General features: G+C 37.6%; 14 protein-coding genes and 3 tRNA genes. 14 read left to right on the top strand and 3 right to left on the bottom strand.

The window, feature by feature from the left end:
• The first annotated feature begins 14 nt into the window (after nucleotides 1-14).
• The 7 genes from ED622_RS01475 (at nucleotide 15) to ED622_RS01450 (ending at nucleotide 4,270) form a co-directional block, all read left to right on the top strand.
• Entirely contained in the window at nucleotides 15-344 is a 330-nt protein-coding gene (locus ED622_RS01475) for an Hpt domain-containing protein (protein WP_122032198.1), read from the top strand.
• 41 nt (nucleotides 345-385) lie between these two features.
• On the top strand, nucleotides 386-1,513 hold the full coding sequence (locus ED622_RS20030) for a hypothetical protein (protein ID WP_254052570.1): 1,128 nt from the start codon (nucleotides 386-388) through the stop codon (nucleotides 1,511-1,513).
• Nucleotides 1,416-2,843: an ATP-binding protein gene (locus ED622_RS20025; protein WP_254052569.1), complete on the top strand. Its 1,428-nt coding sequence runs from the start codon at nucleotides 1,416-1,418 to the stop codon at nucleotides 2,841-2,843. Before ED622_RS20030 ends, ED622_RS20025 begins: the two co-directional genes overlap by 98 nt.
• 44 nt (nucleotides 2,844-2,887) lie before the next feature.
• Nucleotides 2,888-3,787 carry a diguanylate cyclase gene (locus ED622_RS01465; protein ID WP_122032197.1) on the top strand — a complete coding sequence of 300 codons (900 nt, stop codon included), beginning with the start codon at nucleotides 2,888-2,890 and terminating at the stop codon, nucleotides 3,785-3,787.
• A 159-nt stretch (nucleotides 3,788-3,946) separates the two neighbouring features.
• A tRNA-Ser gene (locus ED622_RS01460) sits at nucleotides 3,947-4,037 on the top strand.
• Nucleotides 4,038-4,088: 51 nt separating this feature from the next.
• Nucleotides 4,089-4,164, top strand: a tRNA-Thr gene (locus ED622_RS01455).
• A 30-nt stretch (nucleotides 4,165-4,194) separates the two neighbouring features.
• Nucleotides 4,195-4,270 (top strand) — tRNA-Asn (locus ED622_RS01450).
• A gap of 257 nt (nucleotides 4,271-4,527) precedes the next feature.
• On the opposite strand, the gene ED622_RS01445 is transcribed toward ED622_RS01450, so the two are convergent.
• On the bottom strand, nucleotides 4,528-5,007 hold the full coding sequence (locus ED622_RS01445; RefSeq protein WP_122032196.1) for a DUF1097 domain-containing protein: 480 nt from the start codon (nucleotides 5,005-5,007) through the stop codon (nucleotides 4,528-4,530).
• Nucleotides 5,008-5,529: 522 nt separating this feature from the next.
• Between ED622_RS01445 and ED622_RS01440 the strand changes: the two genes are divergently transcribed.
• Entirely contained in the window at nucleotides 5,530-8,175 is a 2,646-nt protein-coding gene (locus ED622_RS01440; RefSeq protein WP_162922417.1) for a beta-N-acetylhexosaminidase, read from the top strand.
• Nucleotides 8,176-8,272: 97 nt separating this feature from the next.
• Here the strand turns inward: ED622_RS01440 and ED622_RS01435 are convergent, their stop codons facing one another.
• Nucleotides 8,273-9,001 carry an oligogalacturonate-specific porin KdgM family protein gene (locus tag ED622_RS01435; RefSeq protein WP_122032194.1) on the bottom strand — a complete coding sequence of 243 codons (729 nt, stop codon included), beginning with the start codon at nucleotides 8,999-9,001 and terminating at the stop codon, nucleotides 8,273-8,275.
• Between the two features lie 66 nt (nucleotides 9,002-9,067).
• Nucleotides 9,068-10,624 (bottom strand): sulfatase-like hydrolase/transferase, encoded by a 1,557-nt coding sequence (locus tag ED622_RS01430; protein WP_122032193.1) that lies wholly within the window; start codon nucleotides 10,622-10,624, stop codon nucleotides 9,068-9,070.
• A 411-nt stretch (nucleotides 10,625-11,035) separates the two neighbouring features.
• Here ED622_RS01430 and agaR point away from each other — a divergent pair, with 411 nt between their 5' ends.
• Genes agaR through ED622_RS01400 form a run of 6 tightly spaced genes read left to right on the top strand, consistent with a single transcriptional unit; the run spans nucleotide 11,036 to nucleotide 16,515 of the window.
• Entirely contained in the window at nucleotides 11,036-11,812 is a 777-nt protein-coding gene (gene agaR, locus ED622_RS01425) for a transcriptional repressor AgaR (RefSeq protein WP_060993199.1), read from the top strand.
• Nucleotides 11,813-11,859: 47 nt separating this feature from the next.
• Entirely contained in the window at nucleotides 11,860-13,161 is a 1,302-nt protein-coding gene (gene kbaZ, locus ED622_RS01420; protein ID WP_122032192.1) for a tagatose-bisphosphate aldolase subunit KbaZ, read from the top strand.
• The gene (locus ED622_RS01415) at nucleotides 13,158-14,327 is read left to right on the top strand and encodes an SIS domain-containing protein (RefSeq protein WP_122032191.1); all 1,170 of its coding nucleotides are present in this window, start codon (nucleotides 13,158-13,160) and stop codon (nucleotides 14,325-14,327) included. The genes kbaZ and ED622_RS01415 overlap by 4 nt, the downstream gene beginning before the upstream one ends.
• Nucleotides 14,328-14,341: 14 nt before the next feature.
• Nucleotides 14,342-14,842 carry a PTS N-acetylgalactosamine transporter subunit IIB gene (gene agaV / locus ED622_RS01410; protein ID WP_061012464.1) on the top strand — a complete coding sequence of 167 codons (501 nt, stop codon included), beginning with the start codon at nucleotides 14,342-14,344 and terminating at the stop codon, nucleotides 14,840-14,842.
• A gap of 10 nt (nucleotides 14,843-14,852) precedes the next feature.
• Complete coding sequence (agaW, locus tag ED622_RS01405) at nucleotides 14,853-15,617, top strand: PTS N-acetylgalactosamine transporter subunit IIC (protein WP_060993203.1); 765 nt, start codon at nucleotides 14,853-14,855, stop codon at nucleotides 15,615-15,617.
• Nucleotides 15,607-16,515, top strand: coding sequence for a PTS system mannose/fructose/sorbose family transporter subunit IID (locus ED622_RS01400; RefSeq protein WP_122032190.1), 909 nt, complete (start codon nucleotides 15,607-15,609; stop codon nucleotides 16,513-16,515). The genes agaW and ED622_RS01400 overlap by 11 nt, the downstream gene beginning before the upstream one ends.
• Nucleotides 16,516-16,602: the final 87 nt, after the last annotated feature.

Here is a 16,602-nt window from a genome sequence, read left to right as displayed (position 1 = left end):
ATAGGTTAGTGATAGTGATTAATATAGAGATATTAGAAGAAATGTTCGATGGAGATAAAGAAATAACTCAACAGCTGTTTGAGTTGTATCTTGTCGATAATGCCGCAATGGGTGATACCATATTAGCACAATATGAAGCAAATGATTTATCAGGGCTATTTCATACTGCGCATACGCTTTCAGGTGCTTTAGGGAATTTATGTGAGATGGACATCTTACCTGCGATTAAAGAGGTTGAAGCGGCAGCTAAAACAGAAAATAGACCAAGTAAAGACACAATAAATATCGTAGTTGAAGGACTAAACAACATAAAAAAACAAATGGAGAGTCATTTGAACAATTAGCTTAGACCCCTTTTATAATAATCGATGTCATAAGGATATGCATGAAACGGTTAACCTCTTCCTCCATAAAATCGTTATTACAAATAGCAGCGAGTGTTATTACCTTTCTCTTATTACTCTATTTTTATATGAATTACCAATTCCATGAACATGAAGAAAAGTTAACAGAACTGCAATTAGAGATAAAATTAGCAGAAAATAATATGCTGATGATCCGTCGTAATGAAAAAGATTTTATTAGTCGAAATGACAGTAAATACCATGATTCATTAGAGCTTGAAATTGGTAAGTTTGAAGATAAATTGATTAATATCCACAGAGTACTAGTTGAGGAAGGGATACAAATTGAGTACGACAGCCTAGAGCTTATTCAGTCAATAGAAGAATATGGACATTCATTTCATGAGTTTAGTGAGCTTATAGAGCTGCTTTATGGAAGTGGCGATGAGCAAGGCTTATTTGAAATATTAAAAGATGAATCAATTGCGTTGGAAACTAAATTATTAGAGATAAATGATTTTGAATTAAATAAAAAAATGTTGGTATTACAAGAGAAAGTATATGATTTTTATTCTGGTATATCAGGAAAAAAAGAAGTAAAAATTTTATTTGAACTTGAACATATTCTTCAGCTGATAGATATAATGGGAAATGATATCTATCAGTTTAATGATGAAAAAGTAATGAATTCTTATTTGATGTTTAAAAATAATTTTGTGAAAATTCATAATATACAAAGTGTTGCAGGGTATAACCATCGCTTAGGTTTACATGGTGACTTGAGATCTACAGTACATGATATAGAAGAGCGATTAAATAGGTTGTTTAAAATCGTATCAGAGAAAACAACATTACAAATTGAACGATTATATTTTTATAGTCAGGTACTTTCTATTGTGTTGTTTTTTCTTATCACTACAGTTTTAGGGTCAGCTGTTGTGCTTACTTCTCGTTTAGAGAAAGGTATTGTTCGTTCTCAAGATAAAGAAATAAAAGCCAATAGAGCGAAAAGCTCTTTTTTAGCAAATATGTCTCATGAAAATAAGAACACCTTTGAATGGTATCATCGGTATGACAGAAATTTTATCTGCTTCAAAATTAACGCCTATCCAAAAAGATTATTTAGCAACAATAAATGCCTCATCTCAAACATTATTAATGCTAATTAATGATGTGTTAGACCTATCAAAGATTGAATCTGGAAATATAGAACTCAATGCTCACAGTTGTAAAATAAAAGAAATTATTTTCGATACTGCCGCTTTAATTGCCCCAAAAGCTCAGCAAAAAGGTGTAAATATTAAAATTATCATGAGTGATTATTTTCCCACTTATGTGAAGGCTGATGAGCAAAAGATAAGACAAGTATTGATGAATTTAGCATCTAATGCAGTCAAGTTTACAGATGCAGGCTCAATTACTTTTGAGTTATCACAGCTTGAAGAAACAGAATCATCTTATCGTTATCTCTTTTCTGTTAAAGATACAGGGTTAGGAATAGAAGAAAGTAAGCATGACCAAGTTTTTGAAGAATTTAAACAAGAAGATGATGACACATCAAAGAACTATGGCGGTACAGGGTTAGGGTTAGCTATTTCATCTAAAATGATCAAAATGATGGGAGATGAAATAAAACTAAAATCAAGTAAAGGCGTTGGCAGTGAGTTTTATTTTTCTCTTGAGTTAGAAAAAGATCCAGCGGAAGAGCATATAAAGAAAAAAGTGAATAACCAAACCATAATCTATTGCTCAAAATCACCTAAAGATTTGTTTATTAGTGAGCTTAATGAATATGGATATCATCTTGAAAAAGTGTACTCGATAGAAGAAATAAAGAGCCAAGAAACGTCAGAGTCTTTAATTGTATTAGAGAAAGAAGACTTTAGGGAGCAAATAGAAACGGTTAAAGCAAAATATCCAGAGTTACCAATTGTATTAATAAGGAATAATACAGATCAAAATCCAGAGGTTGAAAACTTGTCAGGTTACATTACTTTTCCATTGCTAGGCTCACGTTTAGATAATTTACTTCGTTCTGTTTTTGAAAGTAATCGTGGAGATAAAAATCTCCAAATTGGTGGGTCAGAAAAACAACAGCTTCAACGCGAAGGAGGCATGGTGTTAATTGTCGAGGACAACAAAATTAATCAACAAGTGGTTTCTATTAACCTTCAGATGTTGGGTATTGATTATAAGATCGCAAATAATGGAGTAGAGGCGGTTGAGCTATATAAAAGGCATTGTAAAGAGATTCTTGTTGTCTTGATGGATTGTATGATGCCGATAATGGATGGTTTTGAAGCAACAATAGCTATAAGACAGTTAGAACAAAATGAAAGTATGACACCAACTAAAATTATTGCACTTACTGCTTCTATATTGGACGATGATATTCAAAGATGTTTTGATAGTGGTATGGATGATTACCTACCTAAACCTTTTAGAAGAGAAGTACTTCAAGAAAAAATAGCGAAACTTCAGCTAATCTATAACAAGTAACACAAAATATTACCGTTATGATGTAGGTAAAGGTTAGGAGATGTATGTTAGAAGAACAAAAAATATTAATAGTTGAAGATGAACCGATTAGTCGAAAAGTTTTACAGCATTTATTGAAGCCACTAACGTCAATTTTAACTAAAAATGGTGCTGAAGCATTAGATGTTATTGAGTATGAAAATATAGATTTAGTATTGTTAGATATTCATATGCCTATTATGGGTGGTTTTGAGGTGATTGAGCGACTCAAAAATAATGATAAAACCAAAGATATTCCTATTATCGTTATTACCGTTAATCACTCTACAGAAGATGAGATTCGAGCTTTAGATCTTGGTGCTGTTGACTTTATCACTAAACCATTTAACTCCGTTATTTTACAAAAGCGGGTACGTAATCAGCTAGCATTAAAATTAAAATCAGACTTACTTGAAAAACATGCCTCATTAGATGGGCTAACTAATCTTTTAAACCGCCGAATGTTTGATTCTGATTTGGAAAGTAAGTGGGCTGAAGGGCGTAGACTTGGAGTGAAGGTCGGGCTGATAATGTTCGATATTGATCATTTTAAGCAATATAACGATAACTATGGACATTCCGCGGGTGACCTCGTTCTTGTGCGCGTAGCAAGGGCATTAATGAAGTCGCTGCATAGGCAAACAGATCGAGTGTATCGCTACGGGGGGGAAGAGTTTACCCTCATTCAGTTTGATACCGATCTTGAACAGTTAAACCAAACAGCAGAGTTGCTTCGTCAATGTATTTATAACTTAAATATTATTCATGAATATTCAACTCATCAAAAAATAAGTATTAGTGTAGGTGTTGCCTTGATTGACTATAAAGGGGATGATTCAGAAACTGTACTATTACAAACGGCAGACAAAGAATTATATAAAGCGAAAGGTAATGGACGTAATTGCATTTCATCCATAACTATTTGATAATTGTTGCTTATTTATTCGAATTAAATAAAAATCAATCAATTAGAGTTACTTTTAATCAAACGAACATTTTTTTTAAAAAAAGGCTTGCGCCTGATCTCATTTTCTCTATAATGCGCGACATCACTTGATGAGGCAGATGCTTCAGAAGAGTCCCGTGGAGGGATGGCTGAGTGGTCGAAAGCACCGGTCTTGAAAACCGGCAACCGTTAATAGCGGTTCTAGGGTTCAAATCCCTATCCCTCCACCACATTCCATTGCTGAGCTAAGTTAGCTTGATGATGACAAAAAGATATAGTGTGCCGACTTAGCTCAGTAGGTAGAGCAACTGACTTGTAATCAGTAGGTCACCAGTTCGACTCCGGTAGTCGGCACCATATTTTCTCTTTATGAGATGCAATACCTGTTCCCTTTTAGTTCAGTTGGTAGAACGCCGGACTGTTAATCCGTATGTCGCTGGTTCAAGTCCAGCAAAGGGAGCCACCTTTAAGAACGCCGCTTGATAGCAATATCAAGCGGCGTTTTTGTATTTGTCAGTTATAAAATAATCTTCTTTTTTGAATATATTTACAAAGATGTCTCATAAGTGATTGTTTTTAAAGTTATGAAATATGTTTAAATTCATTTTGTCACTTTACAACACTAGAAGCTCAGGAAAGTATTCAAGGATGAATAAAAAAGCCTCTTACTAGTTATCATTAGATTAGTTAAGAGGCTTTTCTCTGAATTGGGATTTACTTTTAGCTTTTGCTCACTGCCATTAATTTATTATTTTCTAATTTTTCTTTTAGCCACAAGCCAGATGTCTTCATGGCATAAGCAAATACAACACCTAAGATTAGTGAAGGAATAACTAGCTGCCAGTTACCGTTTGAAGCAAAGGTTGCACATGAGCCGATAAAGGTACCAGGAATAAAATTTAACCAACTCTTCTTTGCTTGTGCACACATAAAGAAAGCAACAATAGCAGTAATAACGTAACCGATGATTTCTAGGCTAACCATTGAAGAAAGCTTGATTATTACCATAGCCCAGAAGACACCACTTAGATTTGTTGCAATGCTTAAACCAATGCCTTTTATACCATCAGTAGGAGAGGCAAAGTAGGTAGTACAGCCAAGAAAGCCTGCCCAACTTAATAGACCTAAGCTAACAGCTACCCAGCCCCAAAGACCAGAAAGAATGCCTGTAGTAATGGCAATGGCAATTAGTGTACTCATGGTTATACCTATAATCGGTTATTTGCTAATCACCTATCATAATGTCTTTAATTACGATTTTTAGTGATTAATGTCTCTTAAATTAATTTTTGTTACATGGCTCTCCTTTAGAAGTGAGAGTGCAATCGATTACTATTTAATTGCGTACAGATGTAAACCGAATAATTAAATTCGAGCTATAATGTTCATATATTTGTAAAACTTTATTTCCGTGTGAATTAAGTGTTTTTTAGGTCGTTAATATGTATTGTTTGTCTTAAATATTTATTTTGCACCTCAGTTCCTTAGAGGTAATTGCGGGCTACTTCACATAATGATAATTATGTTTTTAAAGAAATCGGTAGTATGGCGTTCCATTATATGTTGATGTGATTCTCATTATTTTAATTTATACCGTGAAATATAGAGTTATTTGTGATTCAAAGCATAAATTGAATTTATCTTAATTTGTAAAACTAAAAAACTTTTGTATTGTAATTCCAGATTTGAAATTTAATTACTTTATTTATTAGGAATGGAATCATGTTGAAAAGAACGCTTCTTTCTACAGTTATTATGGCAAGTTTAGCGGCTTGTTCTTCTACTTCTTCTGAGCAATCAACAGTTAACCAACTGGCTGAAAACCTAGATGTTAACTACACAGTTATTACTAACCAAGGTGCTGATGACGGTCTTGCATGTAAAGACCTTCAAGCTGAATGGGCATCATGTAACAAAGTAAACATGACAATCACTAACACTGGTGAAGCGGTTGATTCAGCTGATTGGACAATTTACTTCCACAGCATTCGTTTAATTCTAGATGTTGAAAATGACCAATTTAAGATTACTCGTGTAACGGGTGACTTACACAAACTTGAACCAACAGATAAGTTTGATGGTTTTGCTGCTGGCGAAGAAGTGGTTCTTCCACTGGTAGCTGAGTACTGGCAGTTATTTGAAACTGACTTCATGCCAGGTGCATTTGTAACAGCTCCAGGTGCTGAAGCTCGTAATATCATTTCTTTGGATACTGAAGATACTGGCGAATACGTAGATGAAATTATCGGTGTTCAACTAAAACGTACTCTTGCTGATAACAACGTTGTAGCAACAGCAAACACTCGTTTTGAGAAAAACGCTGATGTAGCTGAAGTTGATGCGTCTTCTCATATTATTCCGACACCGTTAAAAACAACGCTAACGAACAAAACCGTTGATTTAGCAAAAGGTATCTCTATTACAGCAAACGGTATTGATGCAGACCAACTTGCTGCATTAAACCAACGTGCTGAACTTCTAGGTCTTGAAACTTCTGGTGAATACCCAGTATCAGTTTCTGTAGATAAGAAGCAATTCAAAGATGGCGTATCTGGCGCATACAAACTAGATGTGACTGAAGGTAAAACAACGGTTGTTGCTTTTGATGAAGCAGGTGCGTTCTACGGTGTTCAATCTTTATTAGCACTAGTAAGCCTAGATAGTTCAGAAATCCCGACTCTAAACGTAGAAGATGCTCCACGTTTTGAATACCGTGGCGTAATGGTTGATGTTGCTCGTAACTTCCACTCAAAAGAAGCGATTCTTGCGACAGTTGACCAAATGGCAGCATACAAACTTAACAAATTACATCTTCACCTAACGGACGATGAAGGTTGGCGTTTAGAGATCCCTGGTCTTCCTGAACTAACTGACATCGGTGGTAATCGTTGTTTTGATGAGTCAGAAACATCTTGTCTACTGCCTCAGCTAGGTTCAGGTGCTGATTCAGATAACTTTGGTTCTGGTTTCTTCACAACAGAAGATTACCTAGAGATCCTAACGTACGCGAAAAACCGTAACATTGAAGTGATTCCAGAAATCGATATGCCAGCTCACTCACGTGCAGCAGTTATGTCAATGGAAGCTCGTTACGCACGTCTTGCCGCTGAAGGTAAGATGGAAGAGGCGAATCAATACCGCCTGATGGATCCAAAAGACGAATCAAACGTAACAACGGTTCAGTTCTACAATAAACAAAGCTTCATTAACCCATGTTTAGATTCATCTGCAACGTTTGTAGATAAAGTGATCACTGAAGTTGCAGCAATGCACAAAGCGGCTGGTGTTCCTCTATCAACATGGCACTTCGGTGGTGATGAAGCGAAAAACATCAAACTTCACGCTGGTTTCCAAGACATCAACGATGAAGAAAAAATCGCATGGAAAGGTGACTTAGACTTATCTAAGCAAGACTTCCCATTTGAAAAATCACCACAGTGTCAGTCTCTGATTGCAAGCGGTGAAGTTGCAGATTTCGAACATCTACCAAGCCATTTTGCTGAACAAGTATCTAAAATTGTTGCAGCTAAAGGCATTCCACATTTCCAAGCGTGGCAAGATGGTCTGAAATATTCTGAAGGTGCTAATGCATTCGCAACTGAATCAGTACGTGCAAACTTCTGGGATACTCTATACTGGGGCGGTGGTGCTTCAGCGTATGAGTGGGCTGAAAAAGGTTACGACGTAGTTATCTCTAACCCAGATTACGTTTACATGGATTTCCCATATGAAGTTGACGCAAAAGAGCGTGGCTACTACTGGGCAACTCGTGCAACAGATACACGTAAGATGTTCGGTTTCGCACCAGAAAACCTACCTCAAAATGCGGAAACATCAGTTGACCGTGACGGTAACGGCTTTGAAAGTGCAGGTACAGTAACACCTAAGAAACCTTTCTACGGTCTGTCTGCACAACTTTGGTCAGAAACAGTACGTACTGATGAGCAATATGAGTACATGGTATTCCCACGTGTTATCGCAGCAGCAGAGCGTGCATGGCATGAAGCGTCTTGGGAAAATGAATACAAAGCAGGTGTTAAATACTCTCTAGAAACAAACCTAGTGAACAAGAAAGCACAGCTTACTGATTGGACGAACTTTGCAAACACTATGGGTCAACGTGAATTAGCGAAGCTTGAAAGAGCGGGTATTGATTACCGTCTACCAATCCCTGGTGCAGAAATTGCAAACGGCGAACTAAGCATGAACATTTCATTCCCAGGTGTAACGCTACAATACTCTGTAGATGGCGGCAAAACATGGGCTGCATATGATAATGCGAACAAACCAAAAGTAACGGGTGATGTTCAAATTCGTTCAGCATCATTTACTGGTGAGCGTGTTAGCCGAGTAACTAGCGTTAAATAATTACGCTAGAAAAAATTAGAAACAGTCATTAAATAACCAAACGGCACTTCTTTTATAAGAGGTGCCGTTTTTATTTTTTATAACTTCAAGTTATTGTTTACCAAGTGTATTTTATACCAACACGATAACGAGTTTGGCGGTTGTCGCTGTAACTGTCTTGTCTTACGTTACCAACTTCAACAAATGGACGCCATTTAGTGCCATCAGGATTTACAAAACTATACATGATGCGGAAATTGTGTAGATAGTCATAGCTTTCGTTATCAAATTGAGGTTTTGCATCATCGTTCATTTCATTCCAAATTTGGAACTCATATTGGAAATCCCATTTACCAGTGTTATAGCCAAGCCAAGTATCTACTTCTTGAATTTTAGATGTATAGCTTTCGCCTGCTTTATTAGTTTGTGAATAATCCCAAAGTTTCCATTTATAACGTGCTTGCACTCTAAAACCGTTATCAAAAGAGTGGTTCACACGAACATAAGGAACATAAACTAAACCGTCAGGATTAAAGTCAAGTGATGAACCAACTAATCCCGTCGTATTTTCAGCAATTTTATCGTAATAGAAAATAGACAGTTCAGAGCCATTCATGCTCATCTCATCAAACATCTGATCTTCGTCTGTATTGTTGTATCTTGCATCTAATTCAAACCCAATATTCTTCCCTGTATCTAAGAACATTTTTACTCTATCTGCATGTTTGTTATTACCATCTTTATATTCATGACGGTATTCCACCGTTGTTTTATAGTCATTTGCTAAGGCTTGAGACGCAAATACGGCTAAACCAGAAGCGATAATGATTTTGTAAGATTGTTTCATAATATTCCCTATTTATTATTAGTGTTTCACTGCTAAATCTTGAATGTATTTTTTATATTGATTTAATTAGGTGTAAGCATTGGCGGTATTTTTAGGTACTTCTGTTGGGCGCCAAGGATCACCTGTGTGCTCAAGCCAAGGCATTAATTCATCTTGGATAAGTTGAGTAATAAGCTTGGGTTGCTCTGTTGCTATGTTTTTCATTTGATATGGGTCGGCTTGGTTATCATGAAGAACATAGGTCAGTGGTTTACCTATTTTTCTGTCAATCATAAGCGTGTATTTTTCGTTGCGAATTCCGCGTCGACCGTAAGATTGTCCGCCATAAGGCATAAAGGTATAAAACTGTGAGGTTGGTTTTTCATCACCGCTTTCCCCTTTTACAGTTTTTGAAAAATCAGTCCCTTCTACTGTATCTGGGATCAAATCGTTCATTCCCATTAACCCAAAGAGTGTTGGATAGATGTCAGGAGCGGAGAATAATATGTCGTCTGACGTCGGTTTTATTTTTCCTGGCCAACGAAACATCATTGGTATACGCATTGCTTCTTCATAATGAACATTTTTGGTTGGATTTCCATTAGAGCCCATACAGCAACCATGATCAGAGAAGAAAACGACCAAGGTATCTTCGGTAAGATTTAAGGCATCAAGTTCGTCGACAATGCGACCAAATTGTTCATCTACACCATTGACCATCGCCATGTATTCTTTGAAATATTCAGGACCATAACCGTCAAGGTATTCTTTATTCCATATGACATTTGGGCGAGAGTTTAGCTCTCTTGAACTCTTGTTAAATCGATCAAGATATTTTTGAGGGACTTGATCATAAGGAGAGTGAGGAGGGTTCATTGAAACAACAAGCGTAAAAGGTTTCGTGTTATCTCTATATTCACCATTTTCATTTCTTAGGTAGTTAATTGCTATATCAGCTTCATGCTCAGGACTCCATTGATTAATGTGAAGAGGTTTGTCACGTGGCGTATCATTCGTCCAATACATTGGCGTTAAATGTTTATCGTAAGTCCCGTATGAATACCAAAAATCAAAACCATGACGACGATCTGGCGCAGTCCAATCATTCCAGTAACGGCCTTCCATTGGGTTGTTGTAGCTAGGGACGAAAGGTGCTTCTGGGGTATCTAAATGCCATTTTCCGATATAGCCCATGCTATATCCTTCTTTGCTTAGAATATCAGACCATGTTGATTGGTTTTTTTTCAGCTCAATTCCAAAGTCTCTCCCACCAAACATGCCAGGGGTTGCTGTATGACTATTTCCTTGAATACCATTGCGATATGGATATTGCCCAGTCATTAACATTCCTCTAAATGGAGTACATAAAGGAAAGTTTGAAACCGCTTGTTTTAATACTGAGCTTTGTTTAGCAAATCTATTTAAATTAGGAGTAAGAGAAGGATCTTGATTCATAAAACCGAGAGCTTGAGTTCTCATTTCATCAGGGAAAATAATCAGTAGGTTTGGGCGCTTAACTTTTCCAGCCAGTTCGCCCATAGAATTTTGCACTGTATTTTTTTGGCAACCAGTTATTGCAGACGTTGCTGCAAGGGCTCCTGTTGCTGCGACACCTTTTAAAATGTCACGGCGAGTAATAGACATAATGTCTCCTTTCATATTCTATTTTTGTAGGGTTACGTTATTTGTTATTTATTTTCGAATTCTTGCGGATCGTAAGTTATCGAAAGTTAATTTGCTGTGTTAGGGATCACAAATCTTAAGAGTATCGATGGGGTTTTAATCAAAGAGAATTTTCTTTTCCCATAGATATAAAGATAAATGAAAGGTAAGTCGCATTAACTATGCGTTTTATTTGGTATTTTTACTTTCAAAGAGTAATATATGAAGAAATACGAAAAGTAACGTAAGATAAAAATAAAGCGAAAATTAACGAAAGAATGTGAAAGAGATCAAAAGTTTTATACTTCCATATTGTGGGAATAATTTTTAGGTGTAAGGTTAATTCGAAATCAAACGAAAGAGATTTCGTTGATTTTAGGGAGACGAGAAAAAATGATTAGTGCTGTCGAAAGGCGCATGGAAATCGTAAACGTGGTGAACCAAGATGGTAAAGCACGTGTAGAGGACCTTGCTGCACGATTTGATGTCTCTAGTGTCACTATTCGCAGTGATCTGAGCTTTTTAGAAAAGAATGGGTATGTTGTTCGATCTCATGGGGCGGCGATTCCAAATACTGGCGTAATTGCAGAACTTACGGTTCATGAAAAACGCCATCAAAATATTGGAACGAAATCCTCCATTGGGTATGCAGCAGCACAGCTGATTGAGAATGGTGACACCGTTATTCTGGATTCAGGTACGACTACGCGAGAAATTGCATCTAACTTAAAATTGTTAGAGCAAGCAGTAGTCATGACTAATGGTCTAGATGTAGCTATGGAGTTAGCATCAGCTTCTGGTATAGAAGTATTGATGTCAGGTGGAGTTCTTCGTAAGAAGGCTCTCTCTTTCTCTGGATCTCAAGCAGAGGCAAGCCTGAAGAATTACCGTTTTGATAAGGTTTTTCTTGGGGTTGATGGTTTTGATTTGAGGTCAGGTATCACCACACATAATGAACAAGAAGCAAGTTTAAATCGACTCATGTGTGATATTTCAGAACAAGTCATTGCTGTTGCGGATTCTACCAAATTTGGTAAGCGCAGCTGCCATATGATTAGAGAGTTTGGAAATATTGATATCTTAGTAACGGATTCTGATATTCCCGAAGAATATTTACAAGGTCTTCGTGAAATGAAAGTTGAAGTTATTATTGTAGAGAAAGATAAATAACCTAACTAACTCCATAGCTGCATTTAGATACAGTATGGAGTTAGTAAATGAACACCTTTCAACACCTTGTACAGCGTCATAAAGCGGGTGAACAAAATGGTATTTATTCTGTTTGTTCTGCACACCCGCTTGTTATTGAAGCGGCGCTTTCTCAAGCGTTAAGTGATGATTCCTTGTTATTAATTGAAGCAACTTCTAATCAAGTTGATCAATTTGGTGGCTACACAGGAATGAAGCCTGCTGATTTTCGAGACTTTGTACTACAGCTAGCAAAATCACTTAATTTCCCAACCGAGAAACTCATTCTTGGTGGTGATCACCTTGGTCCAAATCGTTGGCAGAAACTAACGGCTAAAGAAGCCATGATAAACGCTGACGATCTCATCGCAGCTTATGTTGCTGCTGGATTCAAAAAAATCCATCTTGATTGCAGTATGTCTTGTTCTGATGATCCAAGTCCTCTCTCTGATGAAATTGTTGCCGAACGTGCAGCAAGATTAGCTAAAATTGCAGAAAAAACTGCAAATACATGTTTTGGCCATAGTGATCTTGTTTATGTTATTGGCACTGAAGTTCCTGTTCCTGGTGGCGCTGCAGAAGAGTTAGATACCCTCCAAGTTACTTCCCCGGAAGCGGCCCGAAAAACGATCCAAGCACACCAATTTGCATTTGAAAGAGCAGAAATTGCGGAATGTTGGCAACGTGTTGTCGGATTAGTTGTGCAACCTGGTGTTGAGTTTGACCACACTGGTGTGATTGATTACCGCCCTGAAGACGCAACCGAACTGAGTAAAGTTGTAAATGATTTTGATCACATGGTGTTTGAAGCTCATTCAACGGATTATCAAACCGATAAAGCCTACCAGTCTCTTGTTAAAGATCATTTTGCTATTTTGAAAGTAGGACCAGCATTGACTTTTGCTCTACGCGAAGCCTTATACAATTTATGTGATATCGAAGAACAACTTATCCCTAAAGCACATTGTTCAGATCTACGTGAGCATATCGAAAAAGAAATGTGTGACTCTCCAGAATATTGGCAACCGTATTATCAAGGTAATGAAGCGCAACAACGATTCTCTCGTAGTTACAGCTTTAGTGACCGAATTCGTTATTACTGGCCAGATGAAAATATTAATCAAGCGCAAGTAACGTTATTTAACAATTTATCCCGTAGTGGTATCCCACTTCCTTTACTTAGCCAACATTTATCTGCGCAATTTCATGCAGTTCGTGAAGGTCAATTAAGCTCAGATCCGAAAGCATTAGTACTCGACAAAATTCGTCAAACTCTTCGTAGTTATGCGAAGGCATGCAAACAAAATAAAGAAGAAGGCATTGCATTATGAACCATTATCTTGGCTACTCAGAACCTGAATTAGAACAAATCTCTGGCTTTTGGACTGCGAAAGAAATTACTCAACAACCAATGAGTTGGAGAAGAACCCATGCAATAATCCAAGACAATATTGTCGAGATCTCAGCTTTTATGGATGAGTGGAACACGCATTCTGAACGTCGAATTATCTTAACCGGTGCTGGCACTTCAGCATTTGCAGGGCAAGCTATTGCTCCGACATTATCTCGTGTATTGAAATGCCGTGTAGAAGATATTTCAACAACCGATATCGTATCGAACCCAGCAGAAGTATTGGCAGAGGATATCCCAACATTATTGGTTTCGTTTGCACGCTCAGGTAATAGCCCCGAAAGCGTAGCTGCTGTAAATCTGACCAATCAGTGCTTATCTAATAGTTATCATCTGATCTTAACTTGCAATGGTGAAGGAGCGTTGTTTACTCAGTTTCAGCATGAGAAAAATGCACTTGTTTTATTGATGCCTGAAGAAACAAACGATAAGTCATTCGCGATGACCTCTAGTTTCTCGTCAATGACATTAGCTTGTTTTTCTGCTTTAACGCACAAAAATAACAAATCGAAAGAAATCGAAAGCATTTGTAAGTGTTCTGAGGAGTTGATCAAAGAAATTAATTCCAATGTCAGAGATACTGCTTCCCATGATTTTAGTAGGGTTATTTATTTAGGTAGCGGTGGTTTGAAAGGATTAGCTCAAGAGTCTGCATTAAAGTTATTAGAGCTTACAGCAGGTAAAGTCGTTGGTTATTTCGATTCACCTCTTGGCTTTCGTCATGGCCCTAAATCTATCGTTAATAATGAAACCATGATTATTGTTTTTATTTCAAATGACCCTTACACCCGTCAATACGATTTAGATTTATTAGCTGAACTACGTCGTGACAATATCGCTAAAAAAGTCATTGCAATCACCGCTCAATTTAATGATGTGGTTGCTGATGAGAACATCATTCGTGTACCTGAGATGGAAAAGGCTTCAGATGTTGAACTGCTGTTTCCTTATATGTTGTTTGCTCAAGCTTACGCATTCCATCGCGCAGTTGCACTTGGTAATACCCCTGATAATCCGTGCCCTACAGGTGAAGTTAATCGGGTTGTTCAAGGTGTCAATATTCATACTTTTAATAATAAAAATTAAAGCAGGGAACTATTATGACAGGACCACAAATCGTTTGGACGCGTATCGATGAGCGTCTACTTCATGGCCAAATTCGAATTACTTGGGGAAAACATTCTGAAGCTAATTTGATTCTTGTAGCTAATGATGATGCAGCTGAAGGACCGAATGCTGCATTTATGCAAGCAGGAATGAAAGCATCTGCTGGTGGAGAATATGCAGTGCGTTTCTTCTCAATCCAAAAAACAATCGATGTGATTCATAAAGCATCACCGAAACAGAAAATTTTCATCTTATGTAATAACCCAACAGACGTGGCGCGTTTAGTTGAAGGTGGGGTTCCTATTACACATTGTAATGTTGGCAACATGCATTATCACGATGGAAAACGCCAAATAGCTAAAACGGTTTCAGTTGATAAAACCGACATACTAGCGTTTGAAAGAATGGTAGATAAAGGGGTGACATGCACCATTCAGAATACACCAGACCAAACACCAATTAACGTTCTTGAACTAGCAAAAACAGCAGCCTAGGTAGGTATTTATGTTATTTGAAGCAAGTTTAGTGGCGGTATGGGCATTCTTTTGTGGCATCGATAAATACGATGTCGCACTGAATATTCATAGACCACTTATCACTGGGCCAGTTGTTGGCCTCATTATGGGCGATATGCAAATAGGCTTAATCGCAGGTGCAACACTGGAATTAGCATGGTTAGGTTTAGTGCCTAATGCTGGAGCTCAGCCGCCAGATGTAACTATGGGGACGATAGCTGCTGTTGCGTTTGCTGTTATGACTGGTCAATCACCAGAAGTTGCAATGGGTGTTGGTATGCCTATCGCAGTACTTATGCAAATGCTGATCATTGGTTTCTTTGCTATGACCTCATTCACTATGGGTAAAGCAGACAAATACGCTGAAGAAGCAAACACGAATGGCATAGATTTTCTCTTACTTTCAACCATTACGATGCGGTCAATGCTCTACGCTGTTGTTGCCTTTCTTACCGTTTACTTTGGCGAGCATGGTGCCGCTTGGATTGATGCCAACGCGCCAAAAACATTATTAGAAGGCTTAGGTATTGGCGCGAAGATGGTTCCTGCAATTGGTTTTGCAATGTTACTGAAAATTATGTGGTCAAAAGAAGTGGCAGGGGTGTTCTTTATTGGATTTGTAATGACGACTTACTTACAACTACCAATTATGGCCGTGGCAATTTTAGGTGCGTCAGCTGCTGCCTTATATTACTTCTTTAGTGGAAATGGAAATTCAAATCAAGAGCCAGAGGATTTTGAAGATGGTATCTAAAACAGAAATTTTAATTGATGGTGCTGATGAATACCAAGGCACGCAAGTTGCGAATCCAAATAGCTTAGTTGATGGTATTGATGAATATCAAGATACAGAAGTTAGAAAAGTTATTTCGAAAAAAGATTTATGGAAATGCGCCATTCGTGGCTTGTTCATGGAAGGCAACTTTAACTTTGAACGAATGCAAGGTGGTGGTTTTGCTTATTCAATTGTCCCAGCGTTGAAAAAGATACATGGCAATAATAAGCGCGATTTAGCAACAGCAACAAAAAATCATCTTCAATTTTTTAATGCTAGTCCAAAACTATTTACTTTCTTGCTTGGTACTGCCATTGCAATGGAAGAGAACAAAGAAAAGCCATCCACTGTTAACGTAATGAAAGTAGCAGGTATGGGACCAACAGGTGGGATCGGTGATGCAATTGATCACATGACACTTATGCCTTTGACTCTTGCATTAGGTGCATCAATCGCAATGCAAGGCTCAATTGCTGGTCCATTTGTATTCTTCTTTCTATATCAAATTGTACACTTCTTTGTGTATTTTGGTTTGATGTTTATGGGGTACAAAGCGGGCACCGCAGCCATGGTTAACATGAGCGATGCAACTGAGAAATTGGCAAAAGCCGCGAATATCATGGGTATCTTTGTTATTGGGGCATTATCCGCTTCCTTTATTAAGGTTCAAACTACGCTTTCACTTGAACTTGGAGGAAAGATCGTTGAATTACAAACAGCGTTATTTGACAAAATCATGCCGAATATTTTGCCATTAGCTCTTGTTTTCTTCATGTTGAAAATGGTTAAAGGAACTGGCTTTTGGGCGAAGCCTCCTGTTCTAATATTCTCAACCTTAGCGGCTGGCGTTGTTGGCCATTACCTCGGTATTTTGTAAAAACACAACTGAAAGCGATATAGGGGGAGTGATTTCCCCCTTTAATTTCAAAAGATTATATAACGCATTGGTAACAGGGATTAAATC

Origin of the sequence: Aliivibrio sp. EL58 (assembly GCF_900312675.1) — a bacterium.
Classification (GTDB): domain Bacteria; phylum Pseudomonadota; class Gammaproteobacteria; order Enterobacterales; family Vibrionaceae; genus Aliivibrio.
This window is presented reverse-complemented; position numbering and strand designations above follow the sequence as displayed.